At 53.9% G+C, this 19,108-nt stretch carries 20 protein-coding genes; 13 read left to right on the top strand and 7 right to left on the bottom strand.

Going from position 1 to position 19,108, the window contains the following annotated elements:
- Positions 1-11: 11 nt before the first annotated feature.
- Positions 12-1,460: a tRNA uracil 4-sulfurtransferase ThiI gene (gene thiI / locus AB5Y99_RS03130; protein WP_201957664.1), complete on the top strand. Its 1,449-nt coding sequence runs from the start codon at positions 12-14 to the stop codon at positions 1,458-1,460.
- A gap of 76 nt (positions 1,461-1,536) precedes the next feature.
- Here thiI and AB5Y99_RS03125 read toward each other — a convergent pair whose 3' ends face one another.
- Both AB5Y99_RS03125 and AB5Y99_RS03120 read right to left on the bottom strand, forming a co-directional pair.
- Positions 1,537-1,929, bottom strand: coding sequence for a hypothetical protein (locus AB5Y99_RS03125; protein WP_368208680.1), 393 nt, complete (start codon positions 1,927-1,929; stop codon positions 1,537-1,539).
- A gap of 100 nt (positions 1,930-2,029) precedes the next feature.
- Positions 2,030-2,662 carry a trimeric intracellular cation channel family protein gene (locus AB5Y99_RS03120; RefSeq protein ID WP_005333975.1) on the bottom strand — a complete coding sequence of 211 codons (633 nt, stop codon included), beginning with the start codon at positions 2,660-2,662 and terminating at the stop codon, positions 2,030-2,032.
- Between the two features lie 373 nt (positions 2,663-3,035).
- Between AB5Y99_RS03120 and flaA the strand changes: the two genes are divergently transcribed.
- The 12 genes from flaA (at position 3,036) to AB5Y99_RS03060 (ending at position 14,582) form a co-directional block, all read left to right on the top strand.
- The gene (gene flaA, locus AB5Y99_RS03115) at positions 3,036-3,947 is read left to right on the top strand and encodes a flagellin A (RefSeq protein WP_151286300.1); all 912 of its coding nucleotides are present in this window, start codon (positions 3,036-3,038) and stop codon (positions 3,945-3,947) included.
- A 584-nt stretch (positions 3,948-4,531) separates the two neighbouring features.
- A complete protein-coding gene (gene flaB, locus AB5Y99_RS03110) occupies positions 4,532-5,437 on the top strand; it encodes a flagellin B (RefSeq protein WP_111899735.1) in 906 nt (301 codons plus the stop codon).
- Between the two features lie 33 nt (positions 5,438-5,470).
- The gene (locus tag AB5Y99_RS03105) at positions 5,471-5,911 is read left to right on the top strand and encodes a flagellar protein FlaG (protein ID WP_069527714.1); all 441 of its coding nucleotides are present in this window, start codon (positions 5,471-5,473) and stop codon (positions 5,909-5,911) included.
- A gap of 27 nt (positions 5,912-5,938) precedes the next feature.
- A complete protein-coding gene (gene fliD, locus AB5Y99_RS03100) occupies positions 5,939-7,348 on the top strand; it encodes a flagellar filament capping protein FliD (RefSeq protein ID WP_069527716.1) in 1,410 nt (469 codons plus the stop codon).
- A gap of 25 nt (positions 7,349-7,373) precedes the next feature.
- A complete protein-coding gene (fliS, locus tag AB5Y99_RS03095) occupies positions 7,374-7,796 on the top strand; it encodes a flagellar export chaperone FliS (RefSeq protein ID WP_151286298.1) in 423 nt (140 codons plus the stop codon).
- A complete protein-coding gene (locus tag AB5Y99_RS03090) occupies positions 7,793-8,092 on the top strand; it encodes a hypothetical protein (protein WP_368208677.1) in 300 nt (99 codons plus the stop codon). The genes fliS and AB5Y99_RS03090 overlap by 4 nt, the downstream gene beginning before the upstream one ends.
- 6 nt (positions 8,093-8,098) lie before the next feature.
- Positions 8,099-10,183, top strand: coding sequence for a 6-hydroxymethylpterin diphosphokinase MptE-like protein (locus AB5Y99_RS03085; protein WP_368208676.1), 2,085 nt, complete (start codon positions 8,099-8,101; stop codon positions 10,181-10,183).
- 85 nt (positions 10,184-10,268) lie between these two features.
- Complete coding sequence (locus AB5Y99_RS03080) at positions 10,269-11,888, top strand: HAD family hydrolase (protein WP_139444482.1); 1,620 nt, start codon at positions 10,269-10,271, stop codon at positions 11,886-11,888.
- On the top strand, positions 11,881-12,114 hold the full coding sequence (locus AB5Y99_RS03075) for an acyl carrier protein (RefSeq protein ID WP_255912106.1): 234 nt from the start codon (positions 11,881-11,883) through the stop codon (positions 12,112-12,114). The genes AB5Y99_RS03080 and AB5Y99_RS03075 overlap by 8 nt, the downstream gene beginning before the upstream one ends.
- A gap of 56 nt (positions 12,115-12,170) precedes the next feature.
- Complete coding sequence (locus tag AB5Y99_RS03070; protein WP_368208674.1) at positions 12,171-12,866, top strand: AAC(3) family N-acetyltransferase; 696 nt, start codon at positions 12,171-12,173, stop codon at positions 12,864-12,866.
- Entirely contained in the window at positions 12,863-13,270 is a 408-nt protein-coding gene (locus AB5Y99_RS03065) for a VOC family protein (protein ID WP_368208673.1), read from the top strand. The genes AB5Y99_RS03070 and AB5Y99_RS03065 overlap by 4 nt, the downstream gene beginning before the upstream one ends.
- The gene (locus tag AB5Y99_RS03060; RefSeq protein ID WP_368208866.1) at positions 13,254-14,582 is read left to right on the top strand and encodes a DUF4910 domain-containing protein; all 1,329 of its coding nucleotides are present in this window, start codon (positions 13,254-13,256) and stop codon (positions 14,580-14,582) included. Before AB5Y99_RS03065 ends, AB5Y99_RS03060 begins: the two co-directional genes overlap by 17 nt.
- On the opposite strand, the gene AB5Y99_RS03055 is transcribed toward AB5Y99_RS03060, so the two are convergent.
- From AB5Y99_RS03055 to pseF, 5 genes are read right to left on the bottom strand one after another with little or no spacing between them, the layout of a single operon-like run.
- Positions 14,579-14,815 (bottom strand): hypothetical protein, encoded by a 237-nt coding sequence (locus AB5Y99_RS03055; RefSeq protein ID WP_139444484.1) that lies wholly within the window; start codon positions 14,813-14,815, stop codon positions 14,579-14,581. The two genes, AB5Y99_RS03060 and AB5Y99_RS03055, sit on opposite strands and share 4 nt — an antisense overlap.
- Positions 14,812-16,104 (bottom strand): motility associated factor glycosyltransferase family protein, encoded by a 1,293-nt coding sequence (locus AB5Y99_RS03050; protein ID WP_201936587.1) that lies wholly within the window; start codon positions 16,102-16,104, stop codon positions 14,812-14,814. The genes AB5Y99_RS03055 and AB5Y99_RS03050 overlap by 4 nt, the downstream gene beginning before the upstream one ends.
- Positions 16,097-17,143 carry a pseudaminic acid synthase gene (pseI, locus tag AB5Y99_RS03045; protein WP_139429458.1) on the bottom strand — a complete coding sequence of 349 codons (1,047 nt, stop codon included), beginning with the start codon at positions 17,141-17,143 and terminating at the stop codon, positions 16,097-16,099. The genes AB5Y99_RS03050 and pseI overlap by 8 nt, the downstream gene beginning before the upstream one ends.
- A gap of 6 nt (positions 17,144-17,149) precedes the next feature.
- Complete coding sequence (gene pseG, locus AB5Y99_RS03040) at positions 17,150-18,406, bottom strand: UDP-2,4-diacetamido-2,4,6-trideoxy-beta-L-altropyranose hydrolase (RefSeq protein WP_139429459.1); 1,257 nt, start codon at positions 18,404-18,406, stop codon at positions 17,150-17,152.
- Entirely contained in the window at positions 18,396-19,091 is a 696-nt protein-coding gene (gene pseF / locus AB5Y99_RS03035; protein WP_368208671.1) for a pseudaminic acid cytidylyltransferase, read from the bottom strand. The genes pseG and pseF overlap by 11 nt, the downstream gene beginning before the upstream one ends.
- Positions 19,092-19,108: the final 17 nt, after the last annotated feature.

Raw genomic sequence — 19,108 nt, 5'->3', positions numbered from 1 at the left:
GAGTCATTACCATGAAGTTCATTATCAAGCTGTTCCCGGAAATCACCATCAAGAGCAAGTCGGTTCGCCAGCGCTTTATCAAGATCCTGCAGGGCAATATCCGCAATGTCCTGCGCCGCTTCGACGACGATGCCCGCGTACGGATGGATTGGGACAAGCTGATCGTGAGCTCCCGCAACGACCAGTTCCGCGAGCAGGCTATCGAAGCTTTGGCCTGTATTCCGGGCATTCAGGCCTTCCTCGAGGTACAAGCCAGCAAGTTTACCGATCTGCACGACATCTTCGAGCAGGTGAAAGCCGTATGGGGCGACCAGCTCAAGGGCAAAACCTTCTGCGTGCGCGCCAAGCGCCACGGCAAGCACGAGTTCTCCTCCCTCGAGGTTGAGCGCTATGTTGGCGGTGGACTGAATCAGCACTGCGAAAGCAACGGTGTGCGCCTCAAGAACCCGGATGTGAAGATCAACCTCGAGATTGACGGCGAAGAGCTCTTCATCGTCAGCGCCATCCATCAGGGCCTGAGCGGCATGCCCATCGCGACCCAGGAAGATGTGCTGAGCCTGCTCTCCGGCGGTTTTGACTCAGGCGTGGCGTCGTTCCAGTTCATCAAGCGCGGCTGCCGGGTGCACTACTGCTTCTTCAATCTGGGCGGTGCTGCCCACGAAATCGGCGTCAAGCAGGTGGCCTACCACCTGTGGAACCGTTTCGGCTCCTCCCACCGGGTACGTTTCACCGCTGTGGACTTCGAGCCGGTGGTTGCCGAGATCCTCGAGAAGATCGACAACGGTCAGATGGGCGTGGTGCTCAAGCGGATGATGATGCGTGCTGCCGCCAAGGTGGCCGATGAATTCCAGATCCCGGCGCTGGTGACCGGCGAGTGTGTGGGTCAGGTATCCAGCCAGACCCTCACCAACCTGAACGTGATCGACCGGGTGACCGACAAGGTGATCCTGCGCCCGCTCATTACTTGGGACAAGCCGGATATCATCAACGAAGCCCGCCGTATCGGCACCCTGGAGTTTGCCGAGACCATGCCGGAGTATTGCGGTGTCATCTCCAAGAAGCCGACCGTGAAGGCCGAGCTCTCCCGCATTGAAGAGGAAGAGGCCAATTTTGACTTCTCCATTCTGGACAAGGTGGTCTCCGAGGCCCGTTACCTCGATATCCGCCGTATCGGTGAAGAGACTGCCGCTGAAGTCCAAGAGGTGGAAACGACTCAGGTGCTGGGCGCTGACGAGGTGATCCTGGATATCCGCTCTGCCGATGAACACGACGAGAAGCCGCTGGTGGTGGAAAATCGTGAAGTGCTGCATATCCCCTTCTTCAAGCTGGCCACCGCCTTTGGCGATCTGCCCAAAGAGAAGACCTACCTGCTCTACTGCGATCGCGGCGTGATGAGCAAGCTGCAGGCGCTCTATCTGAAAGAGAAGGGCTTTGACAACGTCAAGGTGTACCGCCCGTAAGCGTGTTTTTTACCTTCAATAAAAAAATCCGGCCAATGTGCCGGATTTTTTTATTTCACAGAGTGAGCAATGACTATCAGGGACAGGGAACCGGAGTGAAGGAGTCTTGCCCCTGACAACGCCAGCCCATTTCCGCCTCCCGCATCTGCCACAGGTTGTTGCTGCGATAGAGGGTCAGGATGTAGATCATGTCGCTCTTGCTGCCGTCGAGGGCGACCGAGAGCACCAGATCATTGTCCAGTTGCTGGGCATGGATGCGGCTGGGCATGTCACCATGACCGACGAATCGCAGAGCGACCTCACGGTAGTCATTAACCCAGTTTTGCTGTTGATGGCTTGCCTGGCGTATCTGCTGGTTGAACTGCTGCACCGGCGCCGAGGCCAGTCGTCCAAATACCACTTGTGCTTCGGCGTGGGCTGCCGTCACGTTCGCCAGGAGGAGGGTGGTAAGCATACCGATTTTGCGCATGAGAAGTTCCGGCTAACAACGACTGCTTCTATGACAACAGAAAAGCCTATTTGGTTCAACGCGCGGCCCACAGCGACATGATGACGCTGTGGGCCTGCTCTCAATTGCGTTGCAGCGAGAAGGTGGGCAGCGACAGATGCCAGTAGATAGCCGCGACCCGCAGGCCAAACACGGCCGTCATGCAGATGAGCATGGCCGTTACCCTGTCCATGTTGGCCTCAAGCGCCAAGGTATAGAGAATGCCGCCAAGGATACAGGCGGTGGCATAGATCTCTTTTTGCAGCACCATGGGGACCTCCCGCGCCAGTACATCGCGGATCATGCCACCGGCTACCCCGGTCATGGTGCCCATGATCACGGCAATCAGCCCTGGGGTGCCGAAATTGAGGGCCTTCTGGGCACCGATCACGGTAAAGAGGGCCAGTCCGAAGGCATCCGCCACCGGCAGTACATACCAAGGCATTCTGCGGGGCAGTTTGACCATCCACATACCGATCAGCGCCGTCGCAATGACGACCCAGATATAGAGGGGATCGCGCACCCAGAACACGGGGGTGGCTCCCAGGATCATGTCACGGATGGTGCCGCCGCCGATGGCAGTGACCGCCGCCAAAACCATGACGCCAAACCCGTCCATTCTGAGTCGACCAGCCACCAATACCCCTGAAAACGCGAATACCGCAGTACCAAACATGTCGCTGATGTAAACAATCTGCTCAACCAGTGTCTGCATGGAGAACAACTCACGCCAAATTGTTGATGGGGCCGCGATTTTAGGGGCTGGTGAGCCCAATCGCCAACAGTGCTCGACAAAATTGAGAGTCGGGACGGATTTTTTCTCGCAGCACGAACGGTAGTGTCTCGTTTGCCCCCTGCCGTTGGCGAGCTTAAGAAGGTTGAGTCTGTCACTGGTTTTGGCCCGATTTTTTCCTTAAGTATCCCCCCGACCCGCCGATATATAAGGTAAGCGGCGTTAATGCGATGAAGCGTTGAAAAAAATGCTAAAGACATCCAAAAACGGGCCGTTAAATAAGACGCATCGGGCACAGAAAATAATAAAGCCTGAGCAAATAGAAGAGTAAATTTAATAGCTTAGGAGAATAGTCATGGGCCTTTATATCAACACTAACGTTTCATCACTCAACGCTCAGCGTAACCTGATGAATACGACCAAATCACTGGATACTTCCTACACTCGACTGGCATCCGGCTTGCGTATCAACAGCGCCAAAGATGATGCCGCGGGTCTGCAAATCTCCAACCGTTTGACCTCTCAAATCAACGGGTTGGATCAGGGTAACCGTAACGCCAACGATGGTATCTCTGTAGCTCAGACTGCTGAAGGTGCGATGGATGAAGTCACCTCCATGCTGCAGCGTATGCGTACTCTGGCTCAGCAATCAGCCAACGGCTCCAACAACTCAGATGACCGTACCGCGTTGCAGCAAGAGTACACTCAACTGATGACTGAAATTGACCGTGTTGCTAAAGATACCACGTTCGGTGGGCAAACCTTGCTCAATGGTGGTTACGTAGGTTCTTTCCAGGTGGGGGCTGATGCAGGACAAACAATTACGTTTAAAATGACATCGGCTTTTACTATCAAAGGGATGGCTTCGGCTACGAAGGGGAATGCTACAGTCGCGACAACTACAACAGGTGAGCCTTACACTGTGACTAAAAGCAACACAGGTAATGTCACCACTACAAGCATCAGCACTATTACTACAGCCAAAGATGCTCAAACAGCTATGGCAAACTTGGATTACATGATTAAAGTTGTTGATAGTAAACGTGCTGAGCTAGGTGCTGTTCAGAACCGTTTTGATTCTACCATTCGTAACCAAGCTAACGTATCTGAAAATGTCAGTGCTGCCCGCTCACGTATCCGTGATGCTGACTTTGCAACAGAAACCGCCAACCTGACCAAGCAGAACATTCTGCAGCAAGCAGCATCGACCATTCTGTCTCAGGCAAATCAGCGTCCGCAGTCTGCACTGTCGCTGCTGCAAGGCTAACAAAAGAAAACAGGGCGGTTGTTCAGGCCGCCCTGATCAAGAGATGGAACAAAGGGGTGTTCGGGTCGCACTCTGTTCTATCGGGAGAGATATAAATCTCTACTAGTAATGCCAAGTGTTGTCCAGTTGTTCAGTTCTGTCACGCTTGGTCATATTCTCCTGAGCATATGCTCATCTTTAGGCCGGTTTACCGGCCTCTTTTTATTGTGTCGCCAAATTGACGTCACTCTGTCAGTTCAAAGCATGAACCGTGCCAACGCATCTTATCCCGTAAACGAGGTCATCATCAGCGGTGATTTGCATGGTGATGCTGCTCAATTGATGTTCTGTTGCCGCTTGCCGGAGAAAACTTGCCGCTTTAGGCAACAATTTTCCTAAAGCTTGTATCTGCGCTGCCGTTAAATAAAGTGAAGCAATCGAGGGGTGTTCGGAATCCAACGTTTGCACTACTGCGGGTGGCCTGTTCGTTCAAACAGACACCCGCCTGAAGAGACAGGCATGTTCAACCTGCTCTTCAAACGGTGGGCCGTCGTTTTGTTTGGACGACGCAACCTGCAGTTGCATGTTCTTCGGGAGAATTTTATATGGCTATGTACATTAACACCAACGTTTCATCACTGAACGCCCAGCGTAACTTGATGAATACCAACAAGTCGCTGGATACCTCCTATACCAGGTTGGCATCCGGCCTTCGTATCAACACTGCCAAAGACGATGCTGCCGGCTTGCAGATCTCCAACCGTTTGACTTCACAGGTTAACGGTTTAGATCAAGGCAACCGTAACGCTAACGATGGTATTTCTGTGGCACAAACTGCAGAAGGTGCGATGGATGAAGTGACCTCCATGTTGCAACGGATGCGCACTTTGGCTCAGCAATCAGCGAACGGTTCCAACAACTCGGATGATCGTGTTGCTTTGCAGCAGGAATATGACCAACTGACGACAGAGATAAATCGTATCTCTGGCGATACCACTTTTGGTGGTCAAAAGCTGCTTGATGGTACTTATAAGGGCTCCTTCCAAGTCGGTGCAGATGCAGGGCAAACAATTACCTTCAAGATGACATCTGCTTTCACGATCAAGGGTATTGCATCTGCGACAAAAGGGAGTGCAACAGTAACTACCACCACCACAGGTGAACCTTATACGATTGGCAAAACAACTACAGCGGTTACTACAACTAGTGTCAGCAGTATCAAAACCGCTAAAGATGCCCAGACAGCCATGGCCAACCTTGATTTCATGATAAAGGCCGTGGATAGCAAACGGGCAGAGCTGGGTGCGGTGCAGAACCGGTTTGACTCGACCATTCGCAACCAGTCCAACGTGTCCGAGAACTTGAGTGCAGCACGTTCGCGTATCCGTGATGCGGACTTTGCGACAGAAACCGCTAACCTGACCAAGCAGAACATCCTGCAGCAGGCAGCTTCAAGTATCTTGGCGCAAGCCAACCAAAGACCGCAATCTGCGCTGTCCCTGTTGGGTTAACGGGTAGTGATGAGATAGAAAAGGAGCGACGATATGGCCAATGACATTGGAATTCCCTCATCGGTCACTCCTTCTTCTCTTCAGTCAAGTAGCAAGAGCGGCCAATCGGCCGCTCAAGTGCTATCTGGCATGGCGGAAGAGCAGCGGGTGATGACACAGGATGTGGAAAAACAACAAGAGGAGCGAGCCAAAGAGAAGGTTCGCAAATCCGATGTCTCAGATAAGGATATTGAAAAAGAGGTACAAAACTTGCAGGAGTTCAGCAAGTTACAGGGATGGACCGTCAACTTCAGCGTCGAAAAAGATCTCGAGCAAGTTGTTATCAAGGTGATGGACGCCAATACCAAGTCAATGATCCGTCAGATCCCAAGTGAAGAGTTGCTAGCTATCAGCAAGCGTCTCAAGGAGCTGCGTGAAGGTGATGTTATAGGTGGTGGCTCAAGAGTCGGATTATTGCTTGATAAAGAGATTTAATACGCAAGTTTTACGAGGAGAGTGAGAATGGCCACAATTACGTCTGCCGGTGCCGGCTCCGGACTCGATCTGGAGTCAGTGATTAGCGCCAGTGTCAATGCCAAAAAGGCACAGCTGATGCAGCCCATCACCACCAAGAAGACCAATGCTCAGATCACTCTCTCAGGGGTTGGGCAGTTGAAATCGGCCATCGCCTCTTTTGTGACGACACTCCAAGCCATGTCCAAGGATGATGCGTTCAACAAACGCTCGATTAATATTACCCAGGATAAAGATAATCCGGTGCTTAAGGTGGAGAGCAAAACGGGTTCCTCTAACGGGCAATACGATATAACTGTCGAAAAGTTGGCGAAAACTAGCAAATTTGAAGGCAGTTTTGACTCTTCGACAACTCCAATGATCACTCAAGATGGAACTTTGACGTTTAAGGCCGGTGATAAAACCTTTGATGTTGATGTGAAAGTGGGGGACTCGTTACAGTCCATTCGTAAACGCATCAATAATGATGGTGATAATTTTGGTCTTAATGTCAACATCATGAACACATCTGATGGTAAATCTAAACTCGTTATTGACTCTGGGGTGAGTGGGAGTGGCAAGGATCTGGAGATCACCGGAAGCACCACTGAGTTGGCAGATAACTTCACTTCTAAATTGTCAAAAACTCAATCCGCGCAAGATGCTCAAATCAAGGTAGATGGAAGTACGCTGACCAGTGCTACCAACACATTTGATGGCACTATAGTTGGCCTCAAACTGACAGTTTTGAGGGAATCAGATAGTACGAGTACGACTGCAAGCGATGGTTCGGTGACCAAGACTTACAAGTCCAACAAAGTTGACGTGACCACCGACAAAGCTGGCATCAAGGACATGGTCAAAAGCTTTGTTGACGGTTACAACGCACTGGTTAAGAAGAGTAATGATCTTGGCAAGCGCAACTCGATAGTGGCAGGGAAGAGCCAGAATGATGGCGGTGCTCTGGCGGGGGATGCAACGACGCGTGCCGTGGTCAATATGATGAATGGCATTATCACCGAGCCCTCACAAAAGTCCTCTACTTACTCAACGATTTTCCAGATGGGTATAAAGATGGATAACAAGGGGGTATTGTCTATCGACGATACCAAGTTCAACGAGGCTATAGACAAGAATTTCGATCAGGTCGTGGCAGTTTTTGGCGGCAAGGATGGGGTCGCAGGTCAGTTGGCCAGCCAGCTGGAAACCTATTCCAAGACCGGTGGTTTGCTAGCTAAGCGAGAAGATTCTTTGAATTCAGATCTGCGTGAAGTGAGCCGCAAAGAGTCAGATGTTGCCACTCAGCTGACCAAATATCAGGAGACCTTGCGGGCCCGTTACGGAAGCCTAGATGCCATGCTGGCCAAGATGAACAAGTCGGCGTCATATTTGAATCTGCTGAATACCCAAAATAGTTAATTTGAAGTGATGAGTGGTGTCTCATATGTATCGTAAAAATATAAAAGCCTATACCACCCAGAATCTGCAATCCGAATTGGCAGTAGCTGATCCTTACCGCGTGATTCAACTTTTGATGCAAGGGGGCCTGGAGCGTCTGGCTCAGGCTCGCGGTGCCATCGAACGTCGAGATTTTGAGCAAAAATCCCAATCTATCTCCAAAGCCATGGCCATCATCAACGGGCTTCAAGATTCGCTTGATCTCTCTTATGGTAAGGTTCCCGAAGATCTTTTTGCCCTTTATGACTATATGAAAATTCGGATTATGGATGCTAGCCGTGATATGGATATTACAGCTGTCGATGAGGTGATGAATCTGATGCTGACCGTGAAAAGCGGTTGGGATGCCATTCCTGTCGAGGAGCGTGACAAGACCTTGGCTCAACAAAAGATGGGCCGAGCCGAATGAGTAATAACCGTTTGCCAGAATTAATCGCAGCAGGTCACGAGTTACTGACCTTGTTCGAACAGGAGGATGTGCAAACGGCTGAACAGTTGATCGATCATTATCTCATTCTCCTTGATGCTGTTTTCCAGCATATCCAGCCACATGTAGTTATTGATATGGAGCACCAACAAGCATTGGTGCAGTTTCAAACCTTACATGAGCGGATAGCACATGCAAAGAATCAGACAGAAACAGCTTTGTGGAAACTTTCAAAAGCAGGTCGAGCATCTGATATGTACAAGCTGAACGCGGGTTAGTACTACATGGATATTCATAAAAAAATTACAGATATAGAAAATGAGTTGGCCCGACTCGCGCAGCAAAAGCAGCAAGAAACTGCAATGCAGGAGGTGCTTCCGCTGCGCTATGAACTCAACATGGCTGCGTTTGCCAAGTACATGCCCGCCATTCATGACTTTTTCAAGGAGTACCAGCCTGCCAGGCCTTTTCGCTTCTTCTGTAATGAAAACGGCGTTCCCAATATTCTGTGGCTCGACGAGGGTATCTCGCTTTATGGGGATGATCCATTTAGTGAGGTTAAGTCGCAGATTGCCGAGGTCATTGAACACAGCGTCTTGCAGTGCATCGATTTTGTGCCCCAGTGGTATAGCGATGGCCAAATCCATATCAAATACAACAATGAAATCTCCAAATTAAAAGAGAACTCAGCTCTGGAAGGGTTGCGTCTAAATGCAGCGTTACATACTGATATTCCTCTGGCTCTGATGTATGGCATTGGCTTGGGCTACCAGCTCGGTTGTTTATATGAACAGTGCAAGATCAAGAATCTGTTTGCTTTCGAACCTGATCTTGACATGTTTTATGCCTCGCTCTTCTGCTTTGACTGGCATCAGTTGCTCGCCTACATGGAGGAGGAGTCGATCACTCTTCACCTCTTTATCGGTGTTGACGAGCAATTACTGGTCGCTGACATGATGGAAGCCTTGCATCGCAAGGGGGCATTCTGGTCGGCGAGCTATTTCTCGTTCTGTCATTACCACTCGCCGAAGCTGCACGCCTTGATCACACAGGTGGAAAACGAGTTTTATCTGCTCAAGACAGGATGGGGATTCTTTGATGACAACATCTATGCGCTTGCCCATAGCCACTCCCATCTGCAAGATGGCACACCCTTCCTGAAACGGTGGCGTGATACCCGTGCCTTCGAGCAGGTGCCGGTCTTCGTGATCGGTAATGGCCCTTCGCTGGATCAGAGCATCGAGTTCATCCGGCAGCATCAGCAGCAGGCCATCATCATTGCCTGCGGTACAGCGGTGAGCGCGCTTTACAAAGCTGGCATAAAACCGGATATCTATGTTGCAGTGGAGCGCACCAAAAGTTCAGCAGATTTTCTTAGCATCCTCAACGCCGATGACTTTCTCAAGGATACGGTGTTCCTGAGCGTTGATGTCATTCACCCTGAATGCAAGCGCTTCTTTCGCAAAACAGGATTGGCATTCAAGCCCAACGAGCCAATGTTCTCCATGCTGATTAGCGCATTTGGTCAGGCATTCGAGTACGATACTATCGAATTTTCCAACCCGTTCGTCGGTAATACCGGCCTCAATTATGCGGCCTTGCTTGGCTTCAAGCAGGTATATCTGTTTGGCATAGACAATGGCTATAAAACAGCCGGACAGCATCACTCCAGCCTGAGTCTCTATTACAACGACAAGCAAGAGGCGAAATACGAGGAAAATTTAAAGGATACTTTCCCGGCACCGGGTAACTTTGGCGACGAAGTGCGTATCAACCATCTATTTGGGCTAGCCATTCATAATATGGCCAGTGTATTGCGTGATTATCCCGAGATACAGTGCGTCAACAGTAGTGACGGCGCTTATATAGAAGGGGCAATCCCTCGTCGTGTTGAATCGTTGCAACCTGAATGGCCGGTACTCGACAAAATCCCGCTCATGGATGAAGTGATGGCCACTTGTTTCCAGTCCTTTGACATGAGCAGCGTTGATTTCGCTGCTGCATTGCAGGTTCCGCTGTTCGTTGAGCTGGTAGACAAGTTACGCGATGACTGGCGCCAGGTAGCCTGTGAACACAATGCGGTATTGGCCATGATGCAACGCCATCACGACTATCTGCTCTATCTGCTGATGAGCCGCGAATCACATCTCTATCGTGTGTTGATTGGTTCAATTAACTATTTCTACGCCAATATCATCAGCCTAATGATGGCGCAGGTGACAGCAGAACCCGAGGTGCTGGCGGGCAAGATAAAAGAGGCGCAGGCAATTCTGGAGTTATTCTTCGAGGATAGCAAAGTGATGTATGCTGATGCGTTCGATGGCCATGATACCACCTACTTTACCGGCCTGGATGTGTTCAAGCGTTAGTCCTTGAATCGGATGGGGATGACACTGTTCATCTCCATTCCCTAACAGTATGATATAGAAGTATTTAATCCTTTCAGGTGCATATATGGCCACCCTTTCCCTGGCATCCACCGCATTTCTCATGCCTGGTAATGTGGCGTGGGCTCATTTGGCTCGACATGCACAGTTGCAATTTTGTCCTCAAGGTCAATGGCAGCCGATGGCCGCTTGTGACGGACATCTGGTGCTCTGGTTTTGGGAACAACTGCTGACCGACAGCGAATGCCAGCATTGGCACACCTTGGCTGAACCTGCATTGTCCGAAACCATCGACACCTGGTTGGAAGCATTGCTCTCGCCACTGCGGGGGCTCCCTCATCTTTATCTCGGTGCTTGTTCACTGCAAGGAGGCGGTGTTAGTGGCGCTCTTCACCCCTGGATGATGCAGCTGGATATCTGTTTTACCCGAGCACTTGCACGTCACCATATTAGGGATTTGGGGCTGGGTCGCTGGCTCTTTGAGCAGGGGCGAGCCCATTGTGTGGACGAGCGTAATCGTTACCTTCTTTCTTGTCCTCTCTCGATGCACGGCTTGACCAGCCTTGCCGACTGGATTGCCGCGCGTTGGATGCTTGATCAGGCGCCGATACGCAAGGTGCTGGTGCTCGATTGTGACAATACCCTATGGGGGGGGGTAGTGGGTGAAGAGGGGTTGACTGGCCTGTACCTTGGTCAGGACGGTCTCGGCAAACTCTATCAGTCGTTTCAGGATGCGGCGCTCTATTGGTATCAGCGTGGCGTGTTATTGGCATTGTGCTCTAAAAACGAGCCTGCAGATGTTTGGCTGGTGTTTGAGCAGCATAGCGCCATGAGACTCAAAAGGCGAAATCTTGCAGCGTCTGCCATTGGTTGGGGCTCTAAATCTCAAGGTTTGCGACATATTGCTGCCAGCCTCAATCTGGGGCTTGAGGCCTTGGTCTTCTGGGATGATTCCCCCCTGGAAAGGGCCGAAGTTCGCCATGCCCTGCCACAAGTCGATGTCATTGAACCACCAGCAGATATCTGGGCATGGCCTACAACCTTGCTCACTTATGGGGGGTTCTCGCGTACCTTCAGTGGTGATGACGCTGTTCGTCAGGCCTCCTATCTGGCATTGGCAGATGCCGCCCGGTTACGTAGCGAGGTTGGCAGTGAACAACATTTTCTCGCCTCCTTGTCGTTGCGTGCGGCGATACAGCCGTTGGCGGTGGATAACCTTGCTCGTGCCGAGCAGATCATCCATAAAACCAACCAGTTTAATCTCTCCTGTCAGCGATATGAGGCGAGCGAGCTCAAACGGCTGGCGCAGTCTGGCTGGTGCTGGCTAGTGTCGTTGCAGGATCGCTTTGCCGATCATGGTTTGGTTGGCTTGGTGCTGATCATAAACCTCACGCCCAAACTGGCATTGCTCGATACGCTGGCTCTGAGTTGCAGAGTGTTGTCCAGAGGGCTCGAATATTGGTTACTGGATAGAGTCTCGGCTGCATTGCGCGAGGCGGGGATCGAGCGCTTGGTTATTGGCTCGAACCGTTGTGCTCGTAATGAACCTGCGCTGACATGGTTGGCATCCCTGTCGTTGACTCCCTGTGATAATCCAGATCCCGCCCGTTTTTCCCATGAGCATTACCATAGCCTGGCGCTCGAACAGCTGAATTTGCCTTTTTTGGAGTTTTATCACCATGACTGATCTCTTCACTCTGTTGGAACAGCAGTTTCCTTCTGCAACCGTCACGCGAGGCGACTATCAGTTGGGACTTGGGGCCTTTCCGGAATGGGATTCGCTCGGCCATTTCAATTTTCTGTTACTGGTTGAACAGACGTTCTCGGTACGCTTCGAGCCTGAAGAGCTGGCGACGATGAAACAGCTTCAGGATATTCGTGAGGCGCTGTTGCGTCGTGGTCTTGCCCTGTGATTGAAGCTCTCTCTCATATTCTTGGCTCCCTCGGGATCGCACGAGGGAGCGCTATAATGGTTCACTCTGACGCCATGGCTGTGGCCCAGTTTCCAGGACGGGGCAATGAAGCCGGCATACATGCTTTTTGGCTCGGAATGCAGGAGTGGCTTGGAAACGAGGGCACTCTGCTGGTGCCAACATTCACGTATAGCCTGACTCGTCAGACCTGTTTCGACAGGGCGACGTCTCCCAGTGAAGTGGGCCTGATGACGGAGCTGTTTCGCACTCTGCCAGGGGTTGCGCGGACCCGCGATCCTATCTTCAGCGTTGCGGTATGGGGAGCGGGGCGTGACCAGGTGGTTGCAGCAGGGGGTCATGACTGCTTTGGTGAAGAGAGCCCCTTCGCCTGGTTGGCGGCCCACGATGGCTGGATTGCCGGTTTTGCCTGTCATCCCGATCGCATTACCTTCACCCACTATGTCGAGCAGCAACTAGGTGTCGATTATCGCTTTATGAAACGCTTTGAGGGTGATGTCCGCGAGCAGGGAATGGTGCGCCCCTGGTATTGTGACTACTTTGTGCGAAGACTCGATCTGGCCAGCGAGATTGATCTTTCCCGTCTGGTTGATGCGCTCAAGAGCCAGGGCAAGTGGCGACAAGCGCTGTTTGGCAGGTTGCCGGTCTGGGCTGTTCGCTGCGCCGACTTTGCCGCGGTTGCCAAACAACTGATAGCAGAGCATCCTCATGCACTCATCCGGGAGGGAGTATGAAACTGCATCATATCGGGTTGGTGGTATCCGAGCTCGAGCTCGGGGTTTGCTATTGCCGCGAGGCTCTCGGGCTTTCCTGCTTTAGCGAGCCGGTGCTCGATCCGTTGCAGCGGGTGCATATCTGTTTTGCCTATGATGATGCGGGGATTTGCTATGAACTGATTGCACCGGCCTGTGAAGAGAGCCCCGTCAGTCAGGCGCTACGTACCCGTCATAACCTGCTCAATCACCTGGCCTATGAGGTGGCAGACCTAGTAATGGCTACCGAAAAACTGCGGGCCCAGCGTCATCTTCCCCTCGGGCCCAGCCAGCCAGCCATCGCGTTTGGCGGCGCTCACGTCCAGTTTTTTCTTAGCCCGCTTGGGCACATTGTCGAATTGGTTCAGCATACCCATGACTCCTGACACGGATTTTTTACCTGCAGACTGGCAAGACCCGACGCAGATTGGCCAGGCCATGTATGATCTGGCGGCGCGCCTTTATCCTATCAATCGCAGCCTGACCGGTAATGGCGTTCGAGAAAGCTTGGCATTGCTATGCCATTGCCTGCCGGAGTTGCAGGTTCACGAAGTGCCGACCGGTACTGAATGTTTTGACTGGCAAGTGCCTGAAGAATGGAACGTACGCGAGGCTTACATAGTGGGGCCGGATGGGCGTCGGGTAGTCGATTTTCGCGATCACAATCTGCATCTGGTGGGGTATTCAGAGCCTGTTGATACGATTCTGTCCCTGGAAGAACTGCAGCTGCACCTGCACTCGTTACCGGAGTTGCCTGATGCCATTCCTTATATCACTTCCTACTACCGGCGTCGGTGGGGCTTTTGCCTGACTCACAGGGTTCGTGAACAGTTGCAGCCAGGGCAGTACCGGGTAGTGATCGATGCGACGCTTGCTCCGGGGTCACTGACTTATGCAGATATGTGTTTGGCAGGAGAGAGCAAGCAAGAGATCCTGCTGTCAAGCTATCTATGCCATCCATCCATGGCCAACAACGAGCTTTCGGGCCCCTTGGTCGGTGTGTTTTTGATGGCCTGGCTCGCCAGGATGCCGCGTCGCCGTTATAGCTATCGCCTAATATTGGTGCCTGAAACGCTGGGCGCCATTGTGTATCTTTCACGCCATCTGGCATACCTCAAGGCACAGACGCTGGCGGGGTTCAACCTCTCTTGTCTTGGGGATGAGCGTGGTTACTCCTATTTGCCCTCACGTCGTGGAGGCACGCTGGCTGACAGAGCCGCATTGCACGCTCTTTCCCACATTGACTCGGGATTTCATCGTTTCAGCTTTTTGGATCGAGGTTCCAATGAGCGCCAGCTGTGCGCTCCCGGGATTGACCTGCCGATAGCATCGATTATGCGTACCAAATATGGCTGTTACCCTGAGTATCACACCTCGCTTGACGATCTCTCTCTCATAACGCCTGCTGGCTTGGCGGGAGGTTTTATGGCGGTGCGCAGAGCAATTGAATGTATTGAGCTGGATGGACGTTATCGAGTAACGGTGCTTTGCGAGCCGCAAATGGGCAAGCGCGGTCTCTATCCGGATCTATCGACCCGCTGGTCAGGATGGGCTGTGCGGGACATGATGAACCTGCTTGCTTACAGTGATGGAGAGATGACCCTGTTCGAGATTGCCGAGAGGATCCACATTCCATTCTGGCAAGCCCGCCAGCTGGCAGACATGTTGCTTGAAGCGGGCTTGCTGAGTCCGGTCTAGGTGCTTAGCAGTACAGCTAGTTCACCTTCCAGCCAATCGGCTAATCCAAGCCAGTCATGGCGCTCTTGACATGCCAGCAATGCAGCAATGATTCTGGCTGCCTCGTTGTGATGTTCATGTGGGAGCTCCAGCAACACCTGTTCGAGTAAATCAGGAAGGGTCAGGGCACTCTCCACATAGTGGCCGAGCCGAAAACGGTGGGCGAGTGTGATGCAATGGTGTTTGAGCGTCATGATACAAAGTCCGGATGATATTCACTGCCGAGCAGAGCTGCACCATCTCGGCTGCTGTTCCAGAAATGAACTTCGGGATGGGCTGCCATATAGCGCTCCAGCTCAATCTGATAAGTTGTGAAGTTGGGATTGGTGCTGACCCGTTTCCCATGGCCATCCACGACCCAGCTCAGTGCCTGACTGGCGCTGGGGCCGAGAGCCCCGTCTTGCCAGCCGGCATGGGTCTGGCCACCGGGGAAGGCAAAATCGCAACCAAGCAGGAGTACCTCAGTGCATCCGATTTGTATTGCCAGATCGACGGTCGGATGAATGACGCTTCCTCCCTGATGCAGGGTTCCCTTGGGATGTTTCCGAGCCAGCGTTGCATACATGGGACTGGCTGAGTAGGTGGTAAGCCGTGGGCCTGGCCAAGCATTCAGAGTGTCGGATGGTACCATGGGCGCGTAGACAAGAGGGACTGTATCCAACCCTGCCCCTGGCAACCTGTCTGGGGTAAGCGCATCATCAATACTGACCACTAAATGAGGCGCAAGGCCATAACTGCGTAACGAAACCAGCGCAGTATCGACGCAAATCACCAGCCAGTCGGGATGATGTGCCAGCCAGCCAGCCAGTTTTGGCAGATGTTGTGCTAGGGTGGGTCCACTGGCGATGACCAGTGCACTGCTATCAGGACGAGAGCCAAATAGAGAGCTCACGTCACCATCTTTTGCCACCAGAGACATATTCTCAGCCAGCCGGCTTAAGATCCGTGGCGATGCAGGATCAAAGCGTTGGCGAGTGTACCCAGCCAGTATCTCGCTAATCAAACGCCCACGAATGCGGCAGGCCGCATCTTCGGCCACCTCCAGTTCGCTGGGGAGGGCGAAGAAGGGGAGGACAATCTCCTGTTCATCGGCCGCGAGGCTCAGCTCTACCCGGGGGTCTTGCAGCCACTCGTCGTGCTCGAGCAAGGCCAGCACCAGAGTGAAGAGATTGTGGTGCATGATATGGACATGGAGGGTTTCTAACCGGGGGCGTGTCAGCAACACCTTCTGCAGATCGCCGAGTCCGGTGCCATAAAGGTGCAGCACGGGTACATCGGGAAGAGTTGCCGCTTGCAGTTCGGCCTCTTTCACCCGATCGTGCCGGCTGGTGAGCTGGATGCCATTGACCAGCAGTGTGCTGCTGAGGCCTTCACACAACTCCACCTGCAGATCGCCCAGCTGTGCCACCGTGAGGTGGGCTGCAAGCTGTGGCCAACGCTGTTCGATGATCGCCAGATGGTGGCGCAGCAGATCTTCATTCATCTTGTGCAATCCAATCCCAGTTGAGAGGCTGATTGGCGCACAGGTCGCGGTTGACCCGCTTGCCGATGAGTCGATCGTAATCGGCTGGGGGCAGACCGAGGGCGGGGCGCACCGACTTGATGTGCTCTGCGGTGAGCACCTCGCCGGCTACCATCTCCTTGACCAGATAGAGGGAGCGGCGAAACGCGCGGTTGCCCTGTTCACTGGCGGTGAGCTGGTAGTCAGCCACCCCGAGGGCGGCATGGGCGGTATTGACCGAGGCCACCAGCTCGGTGAGCTCGGCCGGTTCCATGGAGAAGGCGCAATCCGGCCCGCCGTCGGCACGGGCCAAGGTAAAGTGCTTCTCGAGGAGGGTTGCCCCGAGCGCGGTGGCGGCGATGGCCGTGGCCGATCCCAGGGTGTGATCAGAGAGCCCCACCTCGATCCCGAAGCGCTGGCGCAACATGGGGATGGTACGCAGGTTGTACTCGGCTGCCGGCGCCGGATAGCCGCTGACGCAGTGCAGCAGTGCCAGCTGGCCGTTGCCGTGCTTGAGTGCCATCTCGACCGCGGCGGCGATCTCGGCCTCGTTCGCCATGCCGGTGGACATGATGAGCGGCTTACCGGTCTGGGCGGCGTAGCGAATGAGGGGAAGATCCACCAGCTCGAAGGAGGCGATCTTGTAGGCCGGGCAGTCCAGTGATTCAAGCAAGTCCACCGCACTGAAATCAAACGGGCTGCTAAAGACCGTCAGCTCCAGCTCGCGCCCTTTGGCAAACAGCGCCTGGTGCCACTCCCAGGGGGTGTGCGCCCACTCATAAAGGTCATAGAGGCAGTGACCATCCCACAAACCACCGTGGATCTGAAATTCCGGTCGATCACTTTTGAGGGTGATGGTACCCGGGCGGTAGGTTTGCAGCTTGACGGCGCTGGCACCCGCTGCTTTGGCTGCGGTCATGATGGCCAGGGCGCGGTCCAGATTGCCATTGTGGTTGGCCGACAGTTCGGCAATCACATAGGGGGCCTGTTCCTGGTTGATGGGGCGATGATCGATCTGCATCTGTGTTCAGATTCCTGTGCCAAGTTGCCAGCTTTGCGGCGCCGGCTGCCAGGGGGCAGGGGGCGCTATCTGCTGTGGCTGGGCAAGATAGAGGGGAAATTGGGAGAAAATTGTTTGCAAGCGATGTGCCAGCTCTTGCCACTCCGCTGGTTGAAGTGGCCGGGCGGCCTGCCATGTCAGATGTTGACCGTCCAGAATCAGGGTGAGCAGCAGTTGGTCATCATGGCGTAGTTGCCACTGTTGGCCATCTGGTATCAGTTGATAATCGGGTTGTGGTAGCAGCCAGGCGGTGAGGCGATCCAGCCCCAGCCCGTCCACCTGCAGCTGGCCGCGGCGGCGGTAGTCGTCTGACTGTTGCTCAAGCCGGTGCAGGGCTTGCAACAGCCGCTCAGGCTCGGCCAGCTCGCTCAGGGTCAGCCGCTCGGCCAGCTGGAAGCGGGCGATCACATCATCGTTGAACTGCTGATTGTCGACGATGGGCACCGCCAGGGTGGGCAGGCCGAGACAGGCCCGCTCCCAGGTCATGCCGCCGGCGGCGCCGATGGCGAAGTCGTGCTGTTGCATCAGTTGCGCCATCTGGTCGCTCTGGCGCAGCAGGGTGAGCGGCAGATCGGGCAGTTCGGCAACCCTTTGTTGCAGCTCGAGCCAGAAAGGATTTGCCCCACCGGCTACCAGAGTCCAGCTGACGGTTTTAGCCCATGGCAGTCGAGCCAGCGTGTTGAGGGTCGTGAGGCAGGCTCCGGCCGGATCAGCGCCGCCAAAGCAGATGAGGCCACGTTGCCACCGGCTGACCTTTTGGCGTGCAAGCTGGCGATAGGCGGGGCGTAGCAGGGCATAGTCGGTGCCCAGCAGCAGCCGGCAGCCAGCGGGGGTGAGCGGCTGGTAATCGGCAGCGCTGCGTAGTGGCCCCTGATCCAGCAGCAACTGACCATGATGAGGGCGATCGGCCAGATCGTCGATCACCAGCAACTGACCACAGTGCATTGCCAGTGTCTGCTCGATCTCCCGATCAATCCGGTAGTGATCACACACCAGCCACGCCGGGCGCAAGGCGGGCAAGGGGCCTGCATCGTCCAGAGCACACAGAGCGTGATGCTGGTGGGATTGCAGCAGTGGCAGCAGGTGAGTCGGTAGTTGATAGCAGAGAAAGTGGCACTCGGCGCCAGCCGTTTTCAGCCGGTCGGCGATGGCCAGACAACGCATCAGATGACCCAGCCCAATCTCGGCGCCGGCGTCGAGCCGGAAGGCAACCTTAAACGTCATCTTGGGCCAGCACTTGATAGAGAAGTTCGGCCAGGTGCCAATCTTCCTGTGTATCGATATCGACCACCCTGTGTCGCGGCAATATGTGGCCAATCCCTTCTCCCCCCACCGGGCTGATCCCTCCCAACCAGGCCGCGCGGCTGCCCCAGTAGAACTGGCCGGCATCCTGATAGGCAGGCTCCAGATCCTGAGAGCGTTTCGCCATCTGTTCTGGCCAGAAGGGGGTGACCCGGCCCTGCTCATCCATGCGCACGGCGCGCTGGATAGGGAAGCCGAATTCGGCCACGGTGTAGACAAATGGAGCATTACTTGCGATCAGTCGCTGATGGGCGGCCTTCAAGTCATCGGCTTGAATAAGCGGGACAGTGGCATAGATGCAGCAGTAGTGCTCTGCCTGGATGCCGAGCTGGTCGAGCCGCTGGATGGTGTCGATCACCACAGGGGTGGTACCTGTGTGATCATCGGCGAGGTTGGCTGGCCGCAGAAATGGTACTTCCGCGCCCAGTTGACGAGCAACTTCGGCAATCTCCTCATCATCGGTGGAGACCATCACCTTGCTGAAACAGCTCGATTGTTGCGCCGCCAGGATGGCATAGGCGAGCATGGGCTGGCCACAGAAGGGACGGATATTCTTGCGTAGAATGCGTTTGCTGCCACCCCGGGCCGGGATAATGGCGATGGCCATGATGGGTTCTCTCTGCT

The sequence above is a fragment of the Aeromonas sp. R4-2 genome, assembly GCF_040908295.1.
Taxonomy (GTDB): Bacteria; Pseudomonadota; Gammaproteobacteria; order Enterobacterales; family Aeromonadaceae; genus Aeromonas; species Aeromonas veronii.
The sequence above is the reverse complement of the archived record's forward strand: the minus strand, read 5'-3'. Positions and strand labels throughout refer to the sequence as shown.

What these genes read in the sequence shown, in the direction of transcription:
- thiI (WP_201957664.1), top strand. Translation starts at nt 12, where the DNA reads ATGAAGTTCATTATCAAGCTGTTCCCGGAAATCACCATCAAGAGCAAG.
- AB5Y99_RS03125 (WP_368208680.1), bottom strand. Translation starts at nt 1,929, where the DNA reads ATGCGCAAAATCGGTATGCTTACCACCCTCCTCCTGGCGAACGTGACG.
- AB5Y99_RS03120 (WP_005333975.1), bottom strand. Translation starts at nt 2,662, where the DNA reads ATGCAGACACTGGTTGAGCAGATTGTTTACATCAGCGACATGTTTGGT.
- flaA (WP_151286300.1), top strand. Translation starts at nt 3,036, where the DNA reads ATGGGCCTTTATATCAACACTAACGTTTCATCACTCAACGCTCAGCGT.
- flaB (WP_111899735.1), top strand. Translation starts at nt 4,532, where the DNA reads ATGGCTATGTACATTAACACCAACGTTTCATCACTGAACGCCCAGCGT.
- AB5Y99_RS03105 (WP_069527714.1), top strand. Translation starts at nt 5,471, where the DNA reads ATGGCCAATGACATTGGAATTCCCTCATCGGTCACTCCTTCTTCTCTT.
- fliD (WP_069527716.1), top strand. Translation starts at nt 5,939, where the DNA reads ATGGCCACAATTACGTCTGCCGGTGCCGGCTCCGGACTCGATCTGGAG.
- fliS (WP_151286298.1), top strand. Translation starts at nt 7,374, where the DNA reads ATGTATCGTAAAAATATAAAAGCCTATACCACCCAGAATCTGCAATCC.
- AB5Y99_RS03090 (WP_368208677.1), top strand. Translation starts at nt 7,793, where the DNA reads ATGAGTAATAACCGTTTGCCAGAATTAATCGCAGCAGGTCACGAGTTA.
- AB5Y99_RS03085 (WP_368208676.1), top strand. Translation starts at nt 8,099, where the DNA reads ATGGATATTCATAAAAAAATTACAGATATAGAAAATGAGTTGGCCCGA.
- AB5Y99_RS03080 (WP_139444482.1), top strand. Translation starts at nt 10,269, where the DNA reads ATGGCCACCCTTTCCCTGGCATCCACCGCATTTCTCATGCCTGGTAAT.
- AB5Y99_RS03075 (WP_255912106.1), top strand. Translation starts at nt 11,881, where the DNA reads ATGACTGATCTCTTCACTCTGTTGGAACAGCAGTTTCCTTCTGCAACC.
- AB5Y99_RS03070 (WP_368208674.1), top strand. Translation starts at nt 12,171, where the DNA reads ATGGTTCACTCTGACGCCATGGCTGTGGCCCAGTTTCCAGGACGGGGC.
- AB5Y99_RS03065 (WP_368208673.1), top strand. Translation starts at nt 12,863, where the DNA reads ATGAAACTGCATCATATCGGGTTGGTGGTATCCGAGCTCGAGCTCGGG.
- AB5Y99_RS03055 (WP_139444484.1), bottom strand. Translation starts at nt 14,815, where the DNA reads ATGACGCTCAAACACCATTGCATCACACTCGCCCACCGTTTTCGGCTC.
- AB5Y99_RS03050 (WP_201936587.1), bottom strand. Translation starts at nt 16,104, where the DNA reads ATGAATGAAGATCTGCTGCGCCACCATCTGGCGATCATCGAACAGCGT.
- pseI (WP_139429458.1), bottom strand. Translation starts at nt 17,143, where the DNA reads ATGCAGATCGATCATCGCCCCATCAACCAGGAACAGGCCCCCTATGTG.
- pseG (WP_139429459.1), bottom strand. Translation starts at nt 18,406, where the DNA reads ATGACGTTTAAGGTTGCCTTCCGGCTCGACGCCGGCGCCGAGATTGGG.
- pseF (WP_368208671.1), bottom strand. Translation starts at nt 19,091, where the DNA reads ATGGCCATCGCCATTATCCCGGCCCGGGGTGGCAGCAAACGCATTCTA.